Raw genomic sequence first — 20797 nt, forward strand, 5'->3', positions numbered from 1 at the left:
TCCTTAGACATCATTTGCCGAAGTGGCAACAAAAAAGGGCTTCAGACAATCAGCTGGCTTGAATTACCTACAACGCTGACATATGCGCCGTTGCAGTTTGCCTTCAATCTAACAAAAAACTGCGATGGCGCATATGTGGTGTTGTGCGCTGGCCCGTCTGCGCCATCAATTTCTCGTTAGTCGTCCGTTATATAACTCCAAAATTATATTTGAGTACACCAATTAAAATTGGAAATAAAATTGAAAGAATCAACAGGGTAACAATCAGCCAGCCTCTTACCTTTCGTTTATCCAATTCCTCATTCCCCCATCGTTCTTCAAGTTTCTCAAAGTCTAAGTTCCGTTCATACCTCATCCAATTAATTCCTAGTAGTATAACAATAACAGGAATCACAAAATACTTTTGAGGACTTTGGAAGTTAATGAATAATCTTATAGCAGCTAGTCCACTTAGTAGAATGAAAAACTGAATCACTGATAGGACACCTGATGCATAGATTTGGGGTGTTCCGTCTCTCTTTTGATAAAACTTAAATACTCTGAAAAAAATGTAATCAAAAAGGTCCGTCATGAATTGGTAAAAGTCAGTCAGTATCTTGTCTTATGGGTATCTACTTTTTCGAGGGCTTGCGCACAACGTTTATGTATAAGCCGTGGCGCTGAGCAAATATCAAAATGTCCTCCTTATCAGCGCCATGGATTATACATTTTGTTGGCAGCTGTGCACTTTTCTACCCTCGGTTAAATTCATTCTGTATTTCTTTCTCCGTTTCGTCCTCAATCTTCACTAATAGGTTTACAGTGTCCTGGGAAATAAAAAGTAGTGTCTTACTTAATTTTGTAATCTCAATCGTCAAAGGTTCTGTCACTTTAATTAAAGCGGGTATCTCGCCCCATAGGTCTAACTTTAATTTTAAAGGTGATTGCGTTTTTAAAACAAAGCCGTCTATTGTTTTTTCAATTTTATAGTCCTCCGTTTTAATGGTCGTTTTCCTTCCAATTCTCAAGTCAATGTATTTGAAAATGTTTTTCCATGAAACTGCTAAAAATGGGAGTGATAGTCCGCCTATGATGAATAAGCTTCGTCTCAGAAATCCGTTCGCTGTCTTTCCGAAGAAATAAAATATTAAAGGAATTATTAAAACGACTACTATTAATGCGATGCTAAAGAGAAGTCCAAGTATCAAGGTTATTTTGATGTCGTCCTTAATTCTCTTCTTGTCAGTCTCCGTCAGTTCTATTTCTGTCATGTGTAACTTGTCCAAAGTGCATTGCTGCCAACAACCAAATATACGTATTACGTATATAATCCTTTTATGAGAATTGGATGTCAACCTGCAAGCTTGCCAATCCGCTCTTATCGTGGCCATTGCCCATAGTCTCCGCATGCGAGTAAACCTGCGAATTCTCCTCACCAACGACTGCCTGCACCCGACGCCCGTTCACCGCTCCAGCGGCTGCGTTGTGAAAGAGTGCTGCGGCCCGTGTGCAGCAATGCATGATTTGGAATTCCCTCATAGTTCGAGCAGGTTAAATTTCGTTGTCGGGATGGAAGTGCATCCCTATTTGCCTTGTAGCCAACAACTGCGCCTCTAAAACTCTAAAACTCATCTGTAGCCAACCCATTTCTTACATCGCAGTCCCGCAATGGTAGAGTGGTACCAAATTCAACAATGGACAGTATTTTGAAACGTGGTTATCCGGATACATCCGGATATTCCCGGGTATTTCCGGATACTTACGCTTCAAGGATAAATTCCTCCCGCGAAATACTATTCTCAATTCCGCGATCTACTGTACTCTTGGCTGCATTGAAAGCTTCTCGAATGCAGAACTGATTTATGATAGTGCTGCGACACCTATTAACCTAACTCCTTCACCGGCTCTCTAAGTATCGTCTTCAACTTCTCCGGCTTCACCTTTCGAAAATCCGAAAGATAGATCTCATGATAAAGCCCTGCCTGCCCCAGGCGCTTCTCAGCGGTAAATGCTTCGATCTTCTTAAGCGACTCCGGCTCCGTTGAAAAAGGTCCCACATGAAGCATCTGAACACAGGTTCCCTCGTGCATTTCAAAGTATTCGATCTCTTTAGCAAGCGCCACCTTCTTCTTTTCAACAACCGTTCGGATTGCCTTTTCGACGTCCTGCTTTGTTACGAACTCAGGCATCCTTATAAGAAGTCTGTATTCCCATTCCTCACGGGGCACATCAACCGAAGAATTGCTTATCGACTTTCCCCGGAACTTATTTGTATCAAACCACCAAAGGCCCTCCAGCTTCGATACGACGAAGTCCTTTCCCTGTTCCTTGAATGCAAACTTAATGGCATAGGCAGTGGGGTACAGTGCTTCAATTCTTTCAGTGAAAGGCTTCTCAGACGGATCACCTTTCCCACAAATCGAAATAAACCGCGCCTTCTCAATGGTCACCATTTCCGGGGACGTCTTCGCATGGTAGTACGTCTTGTATTTTTTCGTCAGATCGAGTTTTTCCATAACATAGATTTTTACCCTAAGCAATGACGAACAACTGACAGCAGTATGTCAGCAGCCCGGATGATTTAGAAAAACGGCGAACTTCGCGGGCGCGCATGCCGTATAATGACTGGCGTCCAGTAGTTTGCCTTCTGTGATATATCACAATTTAATTACCTTAGCAGGAACTCCCTGAGCCCAGATGAGATTTGTCCTGCCAGTATTCCTCGCTGCGTGTGTGATATCTTGCAGCCACCGATCCGACAACATGGATGCTTCCGTGGTAGCTTCGGCCTCTCCGGAGGATACAACACTTCTTATCGTAGAGCCTGATACCCGAACGTTTACTCTCCAGAGTCCGCCACCAAGGCTACGTCGTCCGTTTCAGCGGAAGAAACTATCGGTGCTTTCCATGCATTCGATCAATTCCTTCTTTCTCGTCGATGGAGAGGAGCAGGGACTCGAATACGAGTTGGTGCAACTGTATGCCAAAGATCGCGGCCTCGAAATTGAAATTAATACGGTTGAGAATTATCGCGAAATGTACGACAGCATTGCCGGCGGCAACTTCGACCTGGTAATGGGTACGCTGTTTATCAATGCCGCAATGGATTCAGTCGTTCACTTTACAAAGCCACTGTATTATGCTGACGTGGTGATGGTATCGACCGACGAGGTTAAAGACAAAAACGGTCGCGAACCCATTCGGGTCATTCATCATTCGCCGGTGCACTTCTGGATGCGCGAGCAGGACACCATCATCAGCAAATTACGCGATTCTATTGAGCACCTGGGTACCGACTTAAGTAAAGAGCTCGCGCTGGAACGCGTTGCCAGAAACAAGCTCTCCCGCCTGGTAGTCGATCGAAACGAATTCCTCATCATGCACGCCTTTTTTCCCCAGCTTCAGGAACATGCCGTTATAAAGCGTCAGCAACCAATAGGCTTTGCGTTCAATAAATATTCAATGTCGTTGCAGAGTAATTTCAACGACTGGTACGATAAAAACCACAAGTCTAAAGACTATCAATACATCGTAAAGAAGTACCAGGATCACTCGGTGTTCATGAAAGAGAAGTTGCGTTTTGAGCTGCCCTCTATCCGGCAGGGCGTGATCTCTCACTACGATTCCATGATCAAGCGCCACGCAAAGACGCATGATTTTGACTGGAAGCTGATCGCCGCGATAATCCACCAGGAGTCACGGTTCCGGCCAACTATCGTTTCTCCGGTTGGCGCTTACGGCCTGATGCAGCTCATGCCCTCCGTTGCAAAAACGTATCACATTAACTTCACGCGGTTGTCGTCACCAACACTAAACATTGCAACAGGAACGAAGTATTTCCGGTGGATCTATAATCATTTCGATAAACCCGAATACTCCAGCGACGACAAGATAAAATTCAGTCTCGCCGCATACAATGCCGGTATCGGTCATGTCATGGATGCTAAGGCGCTGGCTACAAAATATCAGCTCAATCCCTATGTGTGGGACGGCAACGTTGAGGACATGTTACTGAAAAAAGGCATCAAACAATTCTACGACGACCCGGTTGTGAAGTTTGGCCATTGCCGGGGCTTCGAAACGCAGGTGTACGTAAGAAATATAATGCAGTACTACGAACACTACAGAAACTTCCTGCCGGTCGAGGGCCTTTGAATACAGCTTCAGGAACGAATTGGTCCTTGTCCATCTCCGATCAAACTGCCTCGGGCTACACTGCTTCAGGTTACTCTACTTCTGCTCAACTTACTTCTGGTCCAACCACGCTGACCTTCGCTTAGCCACTCCGTTGTCAGCCGTTTTTCCATCGTCTTCAAAGAGAAGAGTCCGCTTCGAAGGATCACGTTCCGTAGTCAACGCGGCTGTCCTGCGCACGCCCTGTCTCATGAACTCTACGTTTGCCTTTGTGTTCGGGACCATCTGCGATACTGCTGCAAGAAGTGCTTTCGGATCGTTATACTTCTGACCATTCACGGACATGATCTGATCCCCCTGCTCAAGTCCTGCCTTGTACGCAGGACTTCCGATAGTGGTATAGTTGCTGATGACGATCAGGCTGTCCCTCAACTCCATCGAAGCGCCAAGCCATGACGTATTTCCCACGGACGCATACGACACGCCCACCGATGCGAGAAGCTTTTCGTAATCGGGCATTTGACTTTGAAAGATATGTTTGTCAAAGAAGCTGTCGGCGAATGCAGGGGAGGCGTAGTCGGCGAGAGCTGCCCTGAGATCACGAACATTATAAGGAAGTTCAGGCTTTCCGTGACGACCCCAGACAAATTTCATAAACCCGTCAAGTGAAAGGTCACCCTTCTCATTCCGCAGTTGCAGGTCGAGAGCGAGGCCCAGCACTTCACCATACACATAGTAAGAGATAAATGTGTTCGACCTGTAGTTCGGATCAATGGAAGTGGCCGCGTCAGCAAACGGTGCCTGGTAGCTCATCTCGATTGGATTAAAGTACGCACGCGCCGGACTATTCGAAACGTAGTTTATTGTGCGGGCTAATCCTTCTACATATTCTTTTCTGCTTAGCAGCCCAGACCTGCATAAGATGAGCGAAGTGTAATAATTGGTAAATCCTTCCGCAAACCAGAGCTCGCCCGACATGTTGGCCTCTTCAAAATCGAATGGCTCCAATGCCGCGGGCCTGATGCGCTCCACATTCCAGCAGTGAAAGAACTCATGCGACACGGTGCTCAATGCACCGGTCAACGGCCTGGCGTTTAACGGTCCCGTTACAAAAGTCGAATTCCGATGCTCCATTCCATCTCCGCTCGATCGTGGTGAATAGCAGGCAAGAAAAGTATACGTGCCGTAATCGTAGTTGGGCAGCTCACCAAAAACGGCCTTTTCCTGCGCAACAATTTTCTTCACGCCATCTACATATTGAGCTATCGCTTCGGGTGTTGCATCGTGATGCAGCGCTACACGAATGCTATAAGTTTTCCCGCTCGATTCCACATCGAACGCGTGCAGTTTAAAATTGCTGATCTCCGCCGGGCTGTCCATCAGGTACTGAAGATTCGGTGCAAAGAAGGTGAAGTCGTCGATTGGTTTGAGCTGAGTTGCAACCTTCCAGTTTGATCCCGCAGGTACCTGGTAGTGTACCCTTGCCGGCCGGTAATCAAGGCCACGGGCAAATACGAATGTTGCAGGCATATTGAGGTGCGCATGCGATTCGTCCACCTGCATGTAGGTGCCATCACCGCGATCACCAAAGATGGTGTAAGTAAATACCACGGTACCATCGTGACCCGACACATTCCACTGATAGGGATCCGGGCGCGTCACGACGAGTTGTTTCCCCTTGCCGTCGAAGGCTTTTACATTGAATACATTCTTGGCAAACTCATGGATCGCGTAGCGCCCTGGCGAGGAGCGGCTCATGCGGACTTCCAGCACTTCCAGCGGAAGATTCGGAAAGGTCACCTTCACCTGGGCCTGATGGTGAACCGCGTTTTCAAATGATATTTCGTAGAGGGTGGGCGCCTGCGCTGCAGCGGTCAGTGCACCGATGAGCAGGAGAGTAGTGGCAAGTAATAAACGCATAGCCCCGAAAGATATAAAGCGAATGACGAAAAACAACCGCTTTAACCTCGTTCAGCAACTCTTCCTTCGCTACAACTTCAGGTCACTCAATAAGAATATCATATTTGGCCAGAAGCCCCGGAAGCCCATCGGTGGAGAACCGTGCCTTCTTCATCTTGTTCACCTCCGGATCAATCCTATAGTTGATGGCGTCGCGGAAGTCGGCCTTTTCGAGGTTCGCCCGGTCTATCATCGCATCAGCAAAATTGCATCTGGCGAACGATGAACCGGAAAGATCGCACGCTGTGAAGTCGACGGACTTCAATCCACAGTCGCGGAAAACTGTCTTCTTAATGTTGAGCCTGTAAAATGAACTGTGATCAAGCGTGCAATTATCGAACGTGAACGACAGGTTAAAGGTCTTGCAAAGATCGAAGCGCACGCCCAGCATCTTGCATCCTTTAAAGGACGCCTGCTGAAACGAGGTGTCGTTCGTCTTGATGAGGCTCAGATTGCACGTGATGAAGCGGCAATCAATAAACCTGAAATGCATCAGGTCGCAATCGGAAAAATCACAATCGGAGAAAGTGCAGTTTTCATATTCTCCTCTGGCGAGCGGATGTTCCCTGAATGATGTTTTGCTGAAATCTTTGTCTGTAATACTTTCCATGTCACTTGCCTGAAGATGTCAGGCCCTGTACGTCAAACTTTTTTTCTCCTGAATGAGCCTTACCATACCGGTCGACGGCTTTGATCTCTATTGTATGCGCTCCAACGGACAAACCAGAGGGAAAGGTTCCGCGCCATAAATGTGTACAGTCGACGGCATTGCTCGGCCTTCTTGGGGCAAGCAGGTTATCGGCCAGGTCCCACCGGAACAACGTCGCTACGAACGCCGGGTCTGCGTCTTTCACATAAGTCATCTTCTTCCACTCACCGTTATCTATCCTGTAGGTAACCTCATCGGTTGGAGTGCCCATAAAGAAGTTTGTGTAGATCCCTGCAGAGGTATTCCTGTATGATGGGATCGCCTTAGGGGCAAAGATTTCCATCTGATAGTTGTCGGGCTTGCCCGCAACTTTATAGCGGATAGAGTACTGGTTGCCGGCAAACTCTATAAACGCATAGCCTTTGGGAGTGCCGTCACGCATCGTTGAGGCGGGAACTCCCTGCTGATTGAATTCTCCCGAATACCAGTCGCCCGATGTAGTGCCTGCGTTGTATTCGTGCAGTGGCTTAGCTCCCTGCCAGCCATCATCTTTCGTATAGAAGTCGTTTCGCTGAAGGTGAGTGTGCGCCGACAAGATCAAAGCATTTGAAAAATCCTTTAGCAAATCGAATACTTTCTGACGGTCTTCGGTGCGGTACGAGTCTTCATATTGTTGCAAAGGAATGTGAAATGAAAGGATCACAAGTTTGTTCTTGTCGACCTGCTTTAAGTCATTCTCGAGGTATTTCAGCTGCGACTTTGTAAACCCTCCCTGGTAACCTTTGCCGTCACGGGGATCGGGATAAAGTACGTCATCGAGAATAACATAATGTACCTGTCCATAGTTGAATGAATAGTTAGCAGGTCCAAAGTGGGCCTCAAAACTTTCGTCAGCCAGCGAGTCCACAAGCGCCTCGTAGTTGATGTCATGATTGCCCATCACATTGTACCACGGCACGCCTATCCGCTTCATCGCCTCAAGATAAGGCAGGTGCAGGTCGAGGTTATCACCCACAATGTCGCCAAGACTGATCCCGAGACTTATGCCTTTGATATTCTCAACCTCAGAAATAACCGCTTTCTCAAAATAGTTAAGTTCTGTCGTATCGTAAGGCTGAGGGTCCCCGAAGATGAGAGCCGTATAGTTGTCAGGTTCAGTCACAGCGTGAAGCGCGAAGTCGACTTGCCTGGGCAGTTTCCCTGTCGCCGGCACTCCTGAATACTTAAAACTCGTCGGCGACCCGGCTGGTTTATGAATGTAATAGAACGCCGGCAGCTTTCTGTCGTTCATAGCCACCTGATATCCTGAGGGTTTGCTGACGAAAATGATGTTGTCATTCCCAACAGTAAGCGAGTATGCGCCATTCCCATCCGTTGCCACCACGTCAATGCCATTGGACACTGCAACGCCGGCGAGACCTTTCTCTTTCCGGTCCTTCTTTCCGTTCCCGTTAGTGTCGTCAAAAACAAAACCAGCGATTTTCGTCTGGGCCCAGGTAACGGTTGTTGCCAGCAGCAGCACCGCACATAGAAGTCGTTTCATGTAGATTCAGTTTAATGCTTTCAATAAAGGAAAACATTGTTAACGAATCATGAAGCTAATGAAAACAACCGATAAACCCATTCATAGACATCCGCGTCCGGAAGGTTTACAGGGAAAGATTGTCGCCAGATTATCGTCCGACAGATAGTAAAAAAGTGAATGATTACCTTCCTGAGCTTGTCGCGATCAGTAGAATAATAACAAAAAGCAACGTTGACATAACGATGACTTGTCGAAGCAAGAAACGTTTTTTTTGGGTCATATAATGGGAGGTTTCCTTAGGGGATATGTAAAATGAGTTACTTTCTCAGCCATGCCACCAATGGCCCTGTAAAACTCCAGGGCATGCGTGTCTATGTCATCTGCCTGAACAAAAACCTCTTCAGCCCCGAGCTCCCGGCCGTGTTGAATCACTGCCTGCACCAGGCGCCGGCCGAATCCAAGTCTCTGAAAACGTGGAAGGACCGCCAGGTCGAAAATATACACGTAAGGTGAGGCGGAGTAGTAAGGGGATAGAACGTAGCAGGTAACGCCACCGATTAAAACGTCCGAAACAGTGGCAGCATAGGAGAAGAATGATTCCTTTTGAAGAACAGTAATAAGATGTTCCTCCGGAGGCGGTTGAAATCCGGTCATGCCGAATACTTCAGCGAAGACCGTCAGCAATCGACTGAACGACTGTGTATCGGTCGGATCAATTTTAAAAATTTCGACTTTCATTCGGCGCTGCATGCTTAGACACACAAAGCCGTCATTTAGTTGGAGTGGCAATCAGAATGAATGCCACTAAACAACAGATGGCCGGATCTTCCGCCCGAGACTAATTTTCGTCGCGCATCACCGACTTAATTTTCTGTACGATCTCAGGGGTAATGTCCTTGACCCCATGCACAGTTTTAGCATGCTCTGCCGCCATGGCAAGCGCTTCAGTTTCTGTAGCCGCCTTGATCACGCCGTTACAGTCAAATCCGACATCCCGGCAACGTATTACTTTTGACATAGTGTTGAAATTTTGATTATGAATATCTAGTACACAAACATCCGATCACTTTCTATTGCCAGTTTTAGCAAATAGGAGGGAGGAGCAAACTCGGCGGGCTTGCCCGTGAGCTCGGTTTCCTGAATCCCGCGCGCTTTGCTTGACATACCGGATAGATAAAACTTACCTCCACCCTTAACGATAGCGTCGTAGTGATCACGGATCTTTCCAGTGCCCACGCCGGTAACGTTATCCATATTGGCATCGCGTATCAATGGCACTGCATCCCCCGCAAGGAAAATGCTCACCTGGTGGCCTTCCTCTATAGCAGTGCGTGCAACCAGCAATGCGAGAGCTGCTACCGTAGGGTTCTCAGCACCTTGCGTCAGATGGATTAGTATCTTCATTTTGTTGGGGTTTGGCGATTGAGCATGTGCAGACAACACGCAGATTAATAGTCCGCACGTGAATAAAAGTCGTGCCTTCATAATGGTGTTTGATGTCACACAATTATAAAAACAATGCAACCCAACAATGTGTATCAAAAGTTACATAAGGATGTTTTTTTCTGTCGGATAGACGCGACACAAATCATAGTCATTACTCCTTAAGTAGAGCCAGCTAACGCAAGGTGATGGATCCCCGGCTCAGCTTTACTATGTTTGTTTTCTCCATGTCCTTCAGGATCCTCGAGACAACAACGCGGGTTGTTCCAAGCTCATTGGCAAGCGTTTGATGCGACAATGGAATGGTGCGCGTTTGTTGAGACGTCGAGTAGTTTTTCAGATATTCCTGAAGGCGAGCGTTGATGGGCTTGAATACGACGTTGCCAAATGATTTCAACAGTTCGTCATACCTCAGCTTGTACGTCGAGAGGATGAAACGATTCCACGATGGATATTTTAACTGCCATTCCGATATGAGTCGCGAAGGTAAGATCAATAACTGAGTCGGCTCGACCGCGATTCCGTTTGCTGCGCTGTGGTAGTCAAAATAAGCCGACGACAAAGACATCATGCAGGTCTGACCAGGCTGAACATAATAGAGTAATACCTCGCGATCATCATCGTTGTTGCGGTAGACCCGGATCAATCCGTTGATGACCAACGGTAGAAAGTCCAGGTATTGGCCCTCTCGAATGAGCATGTCACCAGCGCCGGCAGATATTAATGTTCCGGCATTCAGCAGCTCATCCCGTAAGGATGGCTCCGTAAACTCCTGAAGAGTCGTAAAGATTTCAGAGGTGGGTTTTTGCATAACGGTAATATTTGTGCTATTGACCAGGTTTACAAAGAAGGAGCACGGTGCCGGCAGGGTCCATCACCCAATGCATTTCCTTGGGAATTTTCTCAAGTTCGTCTACAGTAGCCACCCCGTGTGTGCGCAGATAGTCGGCCGCCAACGGTACATCTGCTGTTCTCAGCTCCAGCCACGTTTCCGCGTGGGTATAATTGTCTACACAATCGAGCCAAACAACGTTGGTTCCGAACTTAACACGATGTGTCCTTGACACCGTTGCACTATCGATAGGCTGCTCTTCAACGTCGAGCTTTAATACATCGCGATAGAATTTTACGGTATCGGCGTACTTACTGCGAGGGATCTTAATGGCAATGTTCGGGCCTCCGGTAAATGAAATATTCGTCGGCATAATTCTGAATGATTGATACTGGGATCCGACTAATATAGCGAAACTTCCGGAGCAGCCGAACCGACACTTTGCCAGCGGCCCTGCATTTCATTCGGAAGCCTGTACATTCACCGCTACACACATCACATGAATTTAAAATTGTCGGTCATGTGTAGGGCCGCCGAGGAAAGAAAATGCGGGATCGGGAGGTCTGGGAGTTTTAGAGTTTTCGGGAGGTGCGTTGATTTGAAGGCTTTGCGCGTTTGCTATGGCTTGTTTTGGATGGCTTGCACTTCGTAGTCTGTTTAATTCCGAGACAGCGCGGAGCGCCGCAGGCAGGGGAGACTGCGGCTTTGCTTTCCCACATTATAAGTTCGGTTGATGTTGTCGTAGTCAAATGTGTGGGGCGCCACGCGAAAAAATGCAGGGTCGGGAGGTCTGGGAGTTTTAGAGTTTTCGGGAGGCACTTTGATTTGAACGTTCGGTACGTTTGCTATGGGTTAGTTTGGATTCGTTGGTGCTTCGTAGTCTGTTTAATTCCGAGGCAGCGCGGAGCGCCGCAGGCAGGGGAGACTGCGGCTTTGCTTTCCCACATTTTAAGTTCGGTTGATGTTGGAGTAGTCAAATGTGTGGGGCGCCACGCGAATAAAATGCAGGTTCAGGAGGTATGGGAGTTTTAGAGTTTTTGGGAGGCACTTTGATTTGAACGTTAGGCACACACATCAAACGGATTTAAAATGTGGGAAAGCAAAGCCGCAGTCTCCCCTGCCTGCGGCGCTCCGCGCTGCCTCGGAATTAAACTGACTACGAAGCACCAACGAATCCAAACTAACCATATTAACCGTACCGAATGTTCAAATCAAAGTGCCTCCCGAAAACTCTAAAACTCCCCAAACTCCCGACCCTGCATTTTATTCGCGTGGCGACCCTACCCATTCGACTACTACTACCCCGCTGCACTTTCAATTCACCCACAGACCTTCTATGAAATCATCCAATTCACTAACTTTCATTCCGAATGGGCACAACATTCAACGAAGCACATGGAACGAGTAAAGTGGTTTGAAAGGAAGTTTGATTTTTCAGCGGACCAGAACACCCTGCCAACATTAATCGAAAGGTTGGAGGGAACACCCATACGCCTCGCAGAGAAAATAAGAAAAATCGATCCGTCCCGTTACAAAGTAAAGCCCGACGGCAAATGGTCTATCCTCGAACACGTTGGACATTTATCAGACCTCGAGCCGTTGTGGCAGGGACGCCTGGAAGATATCCTTGCCGGAGCACCCGAGATGCGTCCAACAGACCTGACAAACCAGCAAACCAACGAAGCTAATCACAACGAAGAATCTCCACGTGATCTTCTCGATAACTTTGGAATGCTGAGAGAGTTAACCATCAATCAACTGAAGTCACTGAAGGGTGATGATGTCTTCCGTTCTTCGCTCCATCCCCGTCTCAAAACGCCCATGCGCGTGATTGATTTGTTTCTGTTTGTAGCCGAACACGACGATCATCACCTGGCAAGCATCACCGAATTGTCCGTCGGCTGATGACGTTTTCAATTCTTAACTTCGTCAGCTGAAAATGTATAAGTGATCTTCCAGTTTATCTCCTTGCCAGGATCGGCAACGACACGGGTATACGGCTCCGGACAAAGCGTGCGTGCCGATGACCAGTACACAAACTTTACGATCGGCTGATCGCCCACGATCCTCACAGACATCTTCGTCTTTTCATTCGATACGACAAGGTCGTAGTCATTTGCGCCAGATCCAAAACCGGTAAGAGGTGCAACGGCAAATTGTTCACCCTTGTTTATCACTTCGCGATAGCGAATGACCTTTCCGTCCAGTATGCCGGCCGTTGGCTTGCCTTTTGGTTCTCCTGATGGAGTAAAAGGAAACGTAACGGTGAAATCTGGTCCTATCGGTTGTTCGTCAAACACAAAGAAGTTATGATTGAATACACTTGTTTCAATCCTGTTTGTACCCGTGTTTCGCAAGCGATATTCAATCACCATCTCTGGCTTTCCCTCTGAAAGTGTTATGGTTTTGACATATCGATAGCTGCACAGTGGATCTTTCAGCACATGCTCATACTGAATTGAGCTCTTGCCCTTCTTTTTCGTTTGCCATTTCCCACCGTTCAACAGCTTGTACGGCTTCACAAATGCATACGGCTCATCAGCGATTTTCTCAACAGTGCCTACGCCAATCTTCACAAAGGCCTCACCCGGCTTTGCAAGGTCATATCCAATCGGGTCGTAGGCGTCCACAGGTCCCATGATCGCATCGTGCAACGTGGGCTCATAGCGGTCAAACCATTTCCCAAAGTAATGATGTCCTTTATAAGTAAGATCACTGATCACACCGGACCAGTCGAAACGCACGCCGCGATAATAGCCGTCTTTTGCATCGGGAAGTTTTAAGTCAGCCGTAATGATTCCGTTGCTTATTTGTGATTCAGGTGCGTCGACTGTTGCCGCTCCGGTCATGACAAACACCAGCATTAATGATATTGATGTAATAACAGATTGATGCTTATTGATCACCTGTCTGATAACAGACCTAATGTTTTGATGAGCCTTGTGATACGTTGCATCAATTGTATTCTTTCTGATCATTCTGCCTGATGGGTAATGGTGTAAACTCAGGATAATATAAAATTTTCCTGCAGAATCCTCGCGACTTACTACACGACCGGTTCCGCTGCTGTGATGTTTTGGTTGGTTTACTCTGTATTCGTTTGATTGGGAAGATATAACGCGGGTAGTCTATGTAAAAAAAAGTGAAGGCATTACAGGAAAAAAAGGCCGGCACGATCATCATAACATTGCTGCATAATCTTGCTGCATTCTCAAACTATGAAGACACTGTCAATGCTTTTGGTCGCGTGCTCATTACACGCCTATGGTCAATCCGATCCCTGCCAGAAAATAGGATTTGCCAACATGCAAATGATTGCCCAACAATTGCCCGAAACCAGGCAAATGGAAAAAGAGCTCAGTTCATTCGGCGGACAATTACAAAGTCAATTGAATGAGAAGTATTCATCTTATCAGAAACGTGCCGTTGATTTTGAAAGCCTGCCGCACAACACCGATGACGCCGAACTAAAGGCCAGACGTGACGAGTTATTGCGCCTGCAGCAGGAGATAGAAAAGTTCTCGTCAGATGCCGAGAATAAATTTCTGCAAAAGCAGGAAGAATTAATGCGCCCCATACTGTTAAAGATTGACCTGTCCATCAATGAGGTTGCGGCCGAAAATGACTACAGCATCATCATCAATACCGAACTGCCGGCGGGACAACGGCTCCTGCTGTTTGGTAACAAAACTTATGATATCTCCGATCTGGTATTAAAAAAGTTGGGCGTAACCGTCAATTTGCAGCAGCGATAAATTACGAAAACTTCGATATTTCCCGACCCCTGCATTTCATTCGCGGCGGCCCTACACGCTTTACTACAACAACATCAAATGAAATTAAAATGTGGGAAAGCAAAGCCGCAGTCTCCCATGCCTGCGGCGCCCCGCGCCGCCTCGGAATTAAACAGCCTACGAAGTACTAACCAATCCAAACTAACTATATTAAACGCCCCTGTACGTTCAAATCAACGTGCCTCCCGAAACCTCTAAAACTCCCAAACCTCCCGACCCTGCATTTTATTCGAAGCGACCCTACACCTTTACTACAACAACATCAAACGAATTTAAAATGTGGGAAAGCAAAGCCGCAGTCTCCCCTGTCTCGGAATTAAACAGACTACGAAGAACCAACTAATCCAAACTTACCATATTAAACGCACCGAACCTTCAAATCAACGTGCCTCCCGAAACCTCTAAAACTCCCAAACCTCCCGACCCTGCATTTTATTCGAAGCGACCCTACACCTTTACTACAACACACATCAACCGAACTTAAGATGTGGGAAAGCAAAGCCGCAGTCTCCCGTTCCTCGGAATTAAACAGACTACGAAGCACTAACCATTCAAATCAAACCATACCAAAAGCACAGAGCTTTCAAATCAACGCACCTCCCGAAACCTCTAAAACTCCCAAACCTCCCGACCCTGCATTTTATTCGCGGCAGCCCTACACCTTCGGATCAAAGCATCCACAGCCCTACACCTTCGGATCAAAACGTCCACAGCTACACCTTCAACTTAACCATACATCGCCAAAAAACTCCTTCCCAACATTGCTTATTTCCCATTCGCTTCCGTCCTTCCCACCCGCATGCAGACTTTTCTCCAGGAAATTGCCACCGACATCGTACGCCAATACAAACAGCTCGACAAGCTCACTATCGTCTTCCCCAACCGTCGCGCGGTGATTTACTTCCGAAAGCACCTCGCCGCGCATTTCAGCAAGCCGACTTTCGCGCCAAAGATGATCACGATCGAGGATTTCTTCTCCGAGTACTCTCCATGGAAAGTGCCCGACAAGTTATTACTCATCCAACGCCTCTACGACGCCTACCACGAGGCCGTTGATCATTCCGGTCGTGAACGCGAGGCATTTGACAAGTTTTATTTCTGGGGCGATATGCTGCTGCGCGACTTCGAAGAGATCGATAAGTATCTCATTCCGGCGGAGCAACTGTTCACGAATCTCAGTGTGCAGAAGGAGCTCGATGCTACTTTCGATTTCCTCACTGACGAGCAGCGCGAATTCCTTCAAAGTTTCTGGAAGGGATTTGAGAATAATGTTAGCGCGAATAAGCAGAAGTTCCTTTCAGTATGGAATGGCCTTCTTGATCTGTACACGTTATTCCACGAGCGTTTGTCTGCTGAAGGACTTGCTTACGAGGGGATGCTTCAAAGGTCGGTGGTTGAAAACCTGGCTGCACTTACGTCGTCTGAAGATCGCCAGATCGTATTTGCCGGTTTCAACGCGCTGACTAAAGCGGAAGAAGCACTGATGACCACCTTTGTGGAGCAATATAATGCGGTCGTGTATTGGGACATGGATGCTTACTATGTCAACAACAATGTGCAGGAAGCAGGAAGATTTTTCAGAGAGTATCAGAAGCACGACATCCTTGGAAAGACCTTCACTCAGCATGTTCCTTCTAATCTGCTTTCAAAGAAGCTTAAGCAGGTCGCCGACAATAATACCACCGATGAGCTGCATCCCGATTCATCCATAAAGATTTTCGGTGCACCGGACCCTGTTAGCCAGGCAAAGCTCATGTCGCAAATACTCCGCGATCAACTCACGCTGGGTCTTAATCCGGAAGAGACGCTTATCGTACTCCCTGATGAAAAACTTTTGCTGCCCGTATTACATGGACTGTCATCTGCTGTAGAGAAGCTCAACGTGACTATGGGTTTTCCGCTGTCGGCCACACCCATGTTTGCCCTTGCAGAACTGCTGATAGAGTTACAGATCTCACGTCGCCATGATCATTTCAATCACCGCCAGGTGCTGGCTTTGCTTGGACATCCATATGTTGTTGCTGCAGACTTCGCCAGCGCTAATGAGAAACGAAAGGAGATTCTTAAGCACAACTGGGTTCATATTCCGAAGTCTTTCCTGGCCACGGCTGTCGACATTCATCGTGAAATTTTTATTCCCATTGAGCCGGCCGACGTAGTCGGCTATTTGCGTAACATAACAACCGCCGTCGGAGCAATTGCTTCGATCAATGACCTTGACAAGGAATATGCATTTCATTTCCTGATGTTGCTCAATCGCATGGAGGAGATCGTTGGGGATGCACTTCCGAAAGCGACCGCACCGGACTCAAGAGGAGGCACAACGCGACGGCAATCCGCATTCAAGTCCTTTCTTCGGTTGCTCAGGCAACTGATACAGGCGCAGAAGATTCCTTTCTCCGGCGAGCCGTTGCGTGGCCTTCAGGTCATGGGTATGCTCGAGACCAGGAATCTCGATTTTAAGAACGTGTTTATGTTGTCGCTCAATGAAGGTTCATTGCCGGCTTCAGCGCAAAAGGGTTCATACATTCCCTTTAATATAAGAAAGGCTTACGGTCTTCCGACAGTCGAACATCAGGATGCGATCTACTCTTATTTGTTTTATCGTGTCTTGCAGCGTGCAGACAATATCTATTTGTTCTATAATTCCGAGACGGATGTACTGGGACAGGGCGAGATGAGCCGTTACCTGCAGCAGATCATATATGAAAGCGGCATCCCCATGTCACGCGCAGTTTTACATAACTCGATAAGGCCGTCACCGATCAATCCCATTACCATTCAAAAATCGCCGGCAATACGTGAAACGTTGTTGAAGATGAACGAAGGCAACGAGTATAGTCAGGGGATATCGCCTTCTGCATTGAATACCTACATTGAATGCCGGCTTCGGTTTTATCTCCGTTATGTCGCACGCGTACGCGAGGCCGATGAAGTGGAAGAAGACCTTGATGCGCGAATACTGGGTAACTTCCTTCATGAGGTCATGGAGCACCTGTACAATGAAATCGTTGAACAAAAAGGGAATCGTATAGTTCAACGCGAAGATATTGAGAAGGCGCATGGCAGGATTGACAAGCTGATCGATGCCGTATTCATTCGCGCTTACCGGCTGGATCCAGAGCAACGGGTCGACTATGCGGGCCAGCGCATCGTTGTACGGGAAGTAGTGCGCAGCTTTGTCGGGCGTATACTGCTAAACGATAAAGCTTATAGTCCTTTTATACTGGAGGCCACCGAACAGGGCGGGTTTCTTTACCGGGTGGAACTGAGTGGAACAAACACTACGGTCAAAGTAAGTGGAAAGATCGACCGCATCGACCGGAAGGACAATGTCGTTCGTATTATCGACTACAAGACGGGAAAAGACCAGCTCGATTTCGACAGCGTGGAATCTCTGTTCAGCCGCGACGCCAGACGAAATAAGGCGGCTTTTCAAACGTTACTGTATGCACTGTTATATCACACCAACAAACCTGGCACGGAGCGGCTACTGGCCGGCCTGATCAACCGGATAAATCTGTTCGACAGGAATTTTCAATTCGGATTCAGGATGGGCAAAGACTACGTCGAAGATGCCCGCGATCTTTTTCCCGAATTCAAGGCGCGGCTTGCAGAGACACTTCACGAGCTTTACGTATCCGACACGCCGTTCGATCAGACAACCAACACCGACACATGCAAGTTCTGTGAATTCAACGAGCTGTGTTACCGGTAAACACTGCTGGCTGATGATGAACGGTCCCGGACGGAGATGAGAGCAGTTCTCCATATCAGGTATTGACCACTGTGTGACCAGCGGCCTAAAGATCATATATGCGCAACGGTCTGGCACAGCGCACGTCCACTAGTCACATTTAATACAACTGAAGTTCATCGAGTGGGCATTTTTGCAGGACCGAACCCGGCCTTTTTTTAGTGCAGTGCGACAGCCGCAACCCTATGGCTATTGCACACGATTGTTTCTGCTGAATTCCGACAACTGTGAAAATCATTCTTCCCGGCGGATGCCTCGTCATCCTGCTGGTCCTGTCCGTCATGCCTTTATCCTGCAGCAAAGAAACGCTGCCGGTTGGTAGCCGCCACCGCCAGATGGTAAAGATCCTCCGTGATATTGACCGGCGTTATTCATCCACCTATAACATCTTCGAGCCCCGCACTAAACTGCGTCGCCTCGATTCACTGCTGGCCGATCCGAAAGCAGACCCTTATACAACAAGAATAAATCGTTACCGCAAGGCAATGACATTGCTTGAGATGGGTGAAGAAGAGAAAGCCGTCCGTCTCCTTGAACCCCTCGTCAGAGATCGCCCCGACGATCTTCGTGTGGCGAAAGGCCTCGCCTTAAGCTATCTCCGCCTTGGTGAAAGATCAAACTGCGTTATGGATCACGCTTCAGCCTCGTGTATCATGCCCATCTCCGGAGCAGGAATCCACATGGACGAACGTGGATCGAGAAAAGCTATCGCGTTGTTCGAAGATATTCTGAGCAGAGAAAGACAGGACCTGGAGTCACGCTGGCTTCTAAATCTCGCTTACATGACTGTCGGCGATTATCCCGACAAAGTACCCGCCGTTTACCTTATTCCTGAATTGAAAAATGAATCGGAAGTTAAAGTAAACCCTTTCGAGGACATCGCGGGTGACCTGGGACTTGAAGTTAACAACATGTCTGGTGGCACCATCGCCGAAGACTTCGATAACGATGGACTGATTGACCTTGTAACCTCAGGATGGGGTACGCGTGAGCGGATGCACTACTTTAAAAACCGGGGTGATGGTACCTTCGAAGATCGTTCGTCTAAAGCAGGACTCGAGGGAATTACTGGCGGCCTGAATATCATGCAAACTGATTACAACAACGATGGATGGAAAGATGTTTTTGTCCTGCGCGGTGCCTGGCGCCGCGAACAGGGATGTATACCAAACTCTTTGCTGAAGAATAATGGTGATGGCACATTCACTGACGTTACTATAGAAAGCGGATTGCTTTCGTTTCATCCTACCCAGACAGCTACATGGAACGATTTCAACAACGACGGTTGGCTGGATGTGTTCATTGGAAATGAAACTGCGGATGAAGCAGGCCCGAAACACCCGTGTGAACTGTTCCTCAGCAATCGCGATGGTACATTTCGCGACGTGGCATCTTCAGCTTCATGCGATGTAATCCAATTTGTCAAAGGCGTTTCCTCCGGCGATTTTGATAACGATGGATGGCAGGACATTTTTATTTCATCTCTTGATGGCAATAGAAAAACTTCTGAAGAACAAGGGCATTAACGGACAGGTACCCACCTTCGAAGATGTAACTCATATCTCAGGAATTGACCGCGACGAGGCCAGGACGTTTCCTGGTTGGTTCTGGGACTACGACAACGATGGGTGGCTCGACATATTCGCCTGCGACTATAGTTTCGATGAGTCGCTCGCGGCAGACGTCGCGGCCGAAAAGCTGGGCATCGACAATCCGGAGAAAAACAAAATGCTGCTTTACCATAACAATGGCGATGGCACGTTCAAGAATGTAGCACGCAAAGCTGGACTGAATACCTTTGCATTTGCAATGGGATCAAATTTCGGAGACATCAACAATGATGGTTTTCTGGATATCTACCTCGGCACTGGTAATCCTTTATACGAGTCACTGATTCCCAACAGGATGTTTCTCAATATAAAAGGTAAGTCATTTGCTGATGTTACTTCGTCCGCCCGTGTCGGGCATCTTCAAAAGGGACATGGCGTCTCGTTCGCCGATATGGACAATGATGGAGACCAGGACATCTATACGGATATGGGCGGAGCATACCCGGGTGATGCCTATCAGAATTCTTTTTTCCTCAATCCGGGGCAGGGCAACAATCATTGGATAGTGTTAACACTCGAAGGAACGGAAGCCAACCGTGCCGCTATAGGCACACGCGTAAAACTTACGTTCCGCGAAAATGGCAGTCAGCGATCTGTATATCGCGACGTAAACAGCGGAGGAAGCTTTGGGTCTTCACCCCACAGGCGGGAGATCGGCGTCGGAAAGGCAACCGTTGTAGACGAGATTGAAATCAAATGGCACGGCAGTGGTCATACACAGGTTTTAAAGAATGTGAGGACTAACCAGTTCCTTCGTCTTGTTGAAGGCAATACCGACGCAGAAACACTGACTCCAAAGCGTATTCAATGGACTTTGCCAAACAGGCTTTGCATTGAGTAAGGCGTTTAAACTCTTATTCATACGACACACTCTTCTATTTACACATCACACAACGGTATAGACACACGCCACTGTACCGGTATACGCAACACACGAAACACGGAATACAAAAACTTAATTATTCGTTAACGGCAACAGTAACATCACAAACGATGGCGTTGATTTTCATGTGAATGAAACAATCACAACAGAAATCGTATCCCGTTTCAATGTGTTCATTACGCAAACGTCGGCTATTTAAAAACATCTGAAAAGGTAAGTGCTTCGATAGCGT

19 protein-coding genes are annotated in these 20797 nt (G+C 47.6%); 7 read left to right on the plus strand and 12 right to left on the minus strand.

What is annotated here, in order from left to right:
* A partial coding sequence (locus WBG78_RS14500; RefSeq protein ID WP_337327163.1) for a hypothetical protein occupies positions 1 to 180 on the plus strand: 180 nt, incomplete at its 5' end.
* 551 nt (positions 181 to 731) lie between these two features.
* Here WBG78_RS14500 and WBG78_RS14505 read toward each other — a convergent pair.
* The 3 genes from WBG78_RS14505 to WBG78_RS14515 form a co-directional block, all read right to left on the minus strand.
* Positions 732 to 1250 carry a hypothetical protein gene (locus tag WBG78_RS14505; protein ID WP_337327164.1) on the minus strand — a complete coding sequence of 173 codons (519 nt, stop codon included), beginning with the start codon at positions 1248 to 1250 and terminating at the stop codon, positions 732 to 734.
* A 64-nt stretch (positions 1251 to 1314) separates the two neighbouring features.
* On the minus strand, positions 1315 to 1518 hold the full coding sequence (locus WBG78_RS14510) for a hypothetical protein (RefSeq protein ID WP_337327165.1): 204 nt from the start codon (positions 1516 to 1518) through the stop codon (positions 1315 to 1317).
* Positions 1519 to 1862: 344 nt separating this feature from the next.
* Positions 1863 to 2495: a GyrI-like domain-containing protein gene (locus WBG78_RS14515; RefSeq protein ID WP_337327166.1), complete on the minus strand. Its 633-nt coding sequence runs from the start codon at positions 2493 to 2495 to the stop codon at positions 1863 to 1865.
* A gap of 247 nt (positions 2496 to 2742) precedes the next feature.
* Between WBG78_RS14515 and WBG78_RS14520 the strand changes: the two genes are divergently transcribed.
* Positions 2743 to 4134, plus strand: a complete 1392-nt coding sequence (locus WBG78_RS14520) for a transglycosylase SLT domain-containing protein (RefSeq protein WP_337327167.1) — start codon at positions 2743 to 2745, stop codon at positions 4132 to 4134.
* 90 nt (positions 4135 to 4224) lie between these two features.
* Here the strand turns inward: WBG78_RS14520 and WBG78_RS14525 are convergent, their stop codons facing one another.
* The 8 genes from WBG78_RS14525 to WBG78_RS14560 form a co-directional block, all read right to left on the minus strand.
* On the minus strand, positions 4225 to 6033 hold the full coding sequence (locus WBG78_RS14525) for a M61 family metallopeptidase (RefSeq protein ID WP_337327168.1): 1809 nt from the start codon (positions 6031 to 6033) through the stop codon (positions 4225 to 4227).
* A gap of 82 nt (positions 6034 to 6115) precedes the next feature.
* Positions 6116 to 6682 carry a pentapeptide repeat-containing protein gene (locus WBG78_RS14530; protein ID WP_337327169.1) on the minus strand — a complete coding sequence of 189 codons (567 nt, stop codon included), beginning with the start codon at positions 6680 to 6682 and terminating at the stop codon, positions 6116 to 6118.
* A 1-nt stretch (position 6683) separates the two neighbouring features.
* A complete protein-coding gene (locus WBG78_RS14535; RefSeq protein ID WP_337327170.1) occupies positions 6684 to 8264 on the minus strand; it encodes a calcineurin-like phosphoesterase family protein in 1581 nt (526 codons plus the stop codon).
* Between the two features lie 258 nt (positions 8265 to 8522).
* The gene (locus tag WBG78_RS14540; protein WP_337327171.1) at positions 8523 to 8984 is read right to left on the minus strand and encodes a GNAT family N-acetyltransferase; all 462 of its coding nucleotides are present in this window, start codon (positions 8982 to 8984) and stop codon (positions 8523 to 8525) included.
* A gap of 100 nt (positions 8985 to 9084) precedes the next feature.
* On the minus strand, positions 9085 to 9264 hold the full coding sequence (locus WBG78_RS14545; RefSeq protein WP_337327172.1) for a DUF1059 domain-containing protein: 180 nt from the start codon (positions 9262 to 9264) through the stop codon (positions 9085 to 9087).
* Positions 9265 to 9290: 26 nt separating this feature from the next.
* Positions 9291 to 9650 (minus strand): DsrE family protein, encoded by a 360-nt coding sequence (locus WBG78_RS14550; RefSeq protein ID WP_337327173.1) that lies wholly within the window; start codon positions 9648 to 9650, stop codon positions 9291 to 9293.
* A gap of 214 nt (positions 9651 to 9864) precedes the next feature.
* Positions 9865 to 10500, minus strand: a complete 636-nt coding sequence (locus WBG78_RS14555; RefSeq protein ID WP_337327174.1) for a Crp/Fnr family transcriptional regulator — start codon at positions 10498 to 10500, stop codon at positions 9865 to 9867.
* A gap of 16 nt (positions 10501 to 10516) precedes the next feature.
* Positions 10517 to 10894, minus strand: a complete 378-nt coding sequence (locus WBG78_RS14560) for a hypothetical protein (RefSeq protein ID WP_337327175.1) — start codon at positions 10892 to 10894, stop codon at positions 10517 to 10519.
* A gap of 1022 nt (positions 10895 to 11916) precedes the next feature.
* On the opposite strand from WBG78_RS14560, the gene WBG78_RS14565 reads away from it, so the two are divergent.
* Positions 11917 to 12426, plus strand: a complete 510-nt coding sequence (locus tag WBG78_RS14565) for a DinB family protein (protein ID WP_337327176.1) — start codon at positions 11917 to 11919, stop codon at positions 12424 to 12426.
* A gap of 8 nt (positions 12427 to 12434) precedes the next feature.
* Here the strand turns inward: WBG78_RS14565 and WBG78_RS14570 are convergent, their stop codons facing one another.
* Entirely contained in the window at positions 12435 to 13499 is a 1065-nt protein-coding gene (locus tag WBG78_RS14570) for a hypothetical protein (protein ID WP_337327177.1), read from the minus strand.
* Between the two features lie 240 nt (positions 13500 to 13739).
* On the opposite strand from WBG78_RS14570, the gene WBG78_RS14575 reads away from it, so the two are divergent.
* From WBG78_RS14575 to WBG78_RS14590, 4 genes are all read left to right on the plus strand, one after another.
* Positions 13740 to 14276, plus strand: coding sequence for an OmpH family outer membrane protein (locus WBG78_RS14575; protein ID WP_337327178.1), 537 nt, complete (start codon positions 13740 to 13742; stop codon positions 14274 to 14276).
* An 838-nt stretch (positions 14277 to 15114) separates the two neighbouring features.
* Positions 15115 to 18033 (plus strand): PD-(D/E)XK nuclease family protein, encoded by a 2919-nt coding sequence (locus tag WBG78_RS14580; RefSeq protein ID WP_337327179.1) that lies wholly within the window; start codon positions 15115 to 15117, stop codon positions 18031 to 18033.
* A 266-nt stretch (positions 18034 to 18299) separates the two neighbouring features.
* On the plus strand, positions 18300 to 19598 hold the full coding sequence (locus tag WBG78_RS14585) for an FG-GAP-like repeat-containing protein (protein WP_337327180.1): 1299 nt from the start codon (positions 18300 to 18302) through the stop codon (positions 19596 to 19598).
* On the plus strand, positions 19561 to 20523 hold the full coding sequence (locus WBG78_RS14590) for a CRTAC1 family protein (RefSeq protein ID WP_337327181.1): 963 nt from the start codon (positions 19561 to 19563) through the stop codon (positions 20521 to 20523). The genes WBG78_RS14585 and WBG78_RS14590 overlap by 38 nt, the downstream gene beginning before the upstream one ends.
* Positions 20524 to 20797 lie beyond the last annotated feature (274 nt).

This window comes from Chryseolinea sp. T2 (genome assembly GCF_037203685.1).
Classification (GTDB): domain Bacteria; phylum Bacteroidota; class Bacteroidia; order Cytophagales; family Cyclobacteriaceae; genus Chryseolinea.

Coding starts and splice junctions, on each gene's coding strand:
- WBG78_RS14505 (WP_337327164.1), bottom strand. CDS start 1,250: ATGACAGAAATAGAACTGACGGAGACTGACAAGAAGAGAATTAAGGAC.
- WBG78_RS14510 (WP_337327165.1), bottom strand. CDS start 1,518: ATGAGGGAATTCCAAATCATGCATTGCTGCACACGGGCCGCAGCACTC.
- WBG78_RS14515 (WP_337327166.1), bottom strand. CDS start 2,495: ATGGAAAAACTCGATCTGACGAAAAAATACAAGACGTACTACCATGCG.
- WBG78_RS14520 (WP_337327167.1), top strand. CDS start 2,743: ATGGATGCTTCCGTGGTAGCTTCGGCCTCTCCGGAGGATACAACACTT.
- WBG78_RS14525 (WP_337327168.1), bottom strand. CDS start 6,033: ATGCGTTTATTACTTGCCACTACTCTCCTGCTCATCGGTGCACTGACC.
- WBG78_RS14530 (WP_337327169.1), bottom strand. CDS start 6,682: ATGGAAAGTATTACAGACAAAGATTTCAGCAAAACATCATTCAGGGAA.
- WBG78_RS14535 (WP_337327170.1), bottom strand. CDS start 8,264: ATGAAACGACTTCTATGTGCGGTGCTGCTGCTGGCAACAACCGTTACC.
- WBG78_RS14540 (WP_337327171.1), bottom strand. CDS start 8,984: ATGAAAGTCGAAATTTTTAAAATTGATCCGACCGATACACAGTCGTTC.
- WBG78_RS14545 (WP_337327172.1), bottom strand. CDS start 9,264: ATGTCAAAAGTAATACGTTGCCGGGATGTCGGATTTGACTGTAACGGC.
- WBG78_RS14550 (WP_337327173.1), bottom strand. CDS start 9,650: ATGAAGATACTAATCCATCTGACGCAAGGTGCTGAGAACCCTACGGTA.
- WBG78_RS14555 (WP_337327174.1), bottom strand. CDS start 10,500: ATGCAAAAACCCACCTCTGAAATCTTTACGACTCTTCAGGAGTTTACG.
- WBG78_RS14560 (WP_337327175.1), bottom strand. CDS start 10,894: ATGCCGACGAATATTTCATTTACCGGAGGCCCGAACATTGCCATTAAG.
- WBG78_RS14565 (WP_337327176.1), top strand. CDS start 11,917: ATGGAACGAGTAAAGTGGTTTGAAAGGAAGTTTGATTTTTCAGCGGAC.
- WBG78_RS14570 (WP_337327177.1), bottom strand. CDS start 13,499: ATGATCAGAAAGAATACAATTGATGCAACGTATCACAAGGCTCATCAA.
- WBG78_RS14575 (WP_337327178.1), top strand. CDS start 13,740: ATGAAGACACTGTCAATGCTTTTGGTCGCGTGCTCATTACACGCCTAT.
- WBG78_RS14580 (WP_337327179.1), top strand. CDS start 15,115: ATGCAGACTTTTCTCCAGGAAATTGCCACCGACATCGTACGCCAATAC.
- WBG78_RS14590 (WP_337327181.1), top strand. CDS start 19,561: ATGGCAATAGAAAAACTTCTGAAGAACAAGGGCATTAACGGACAGGTA.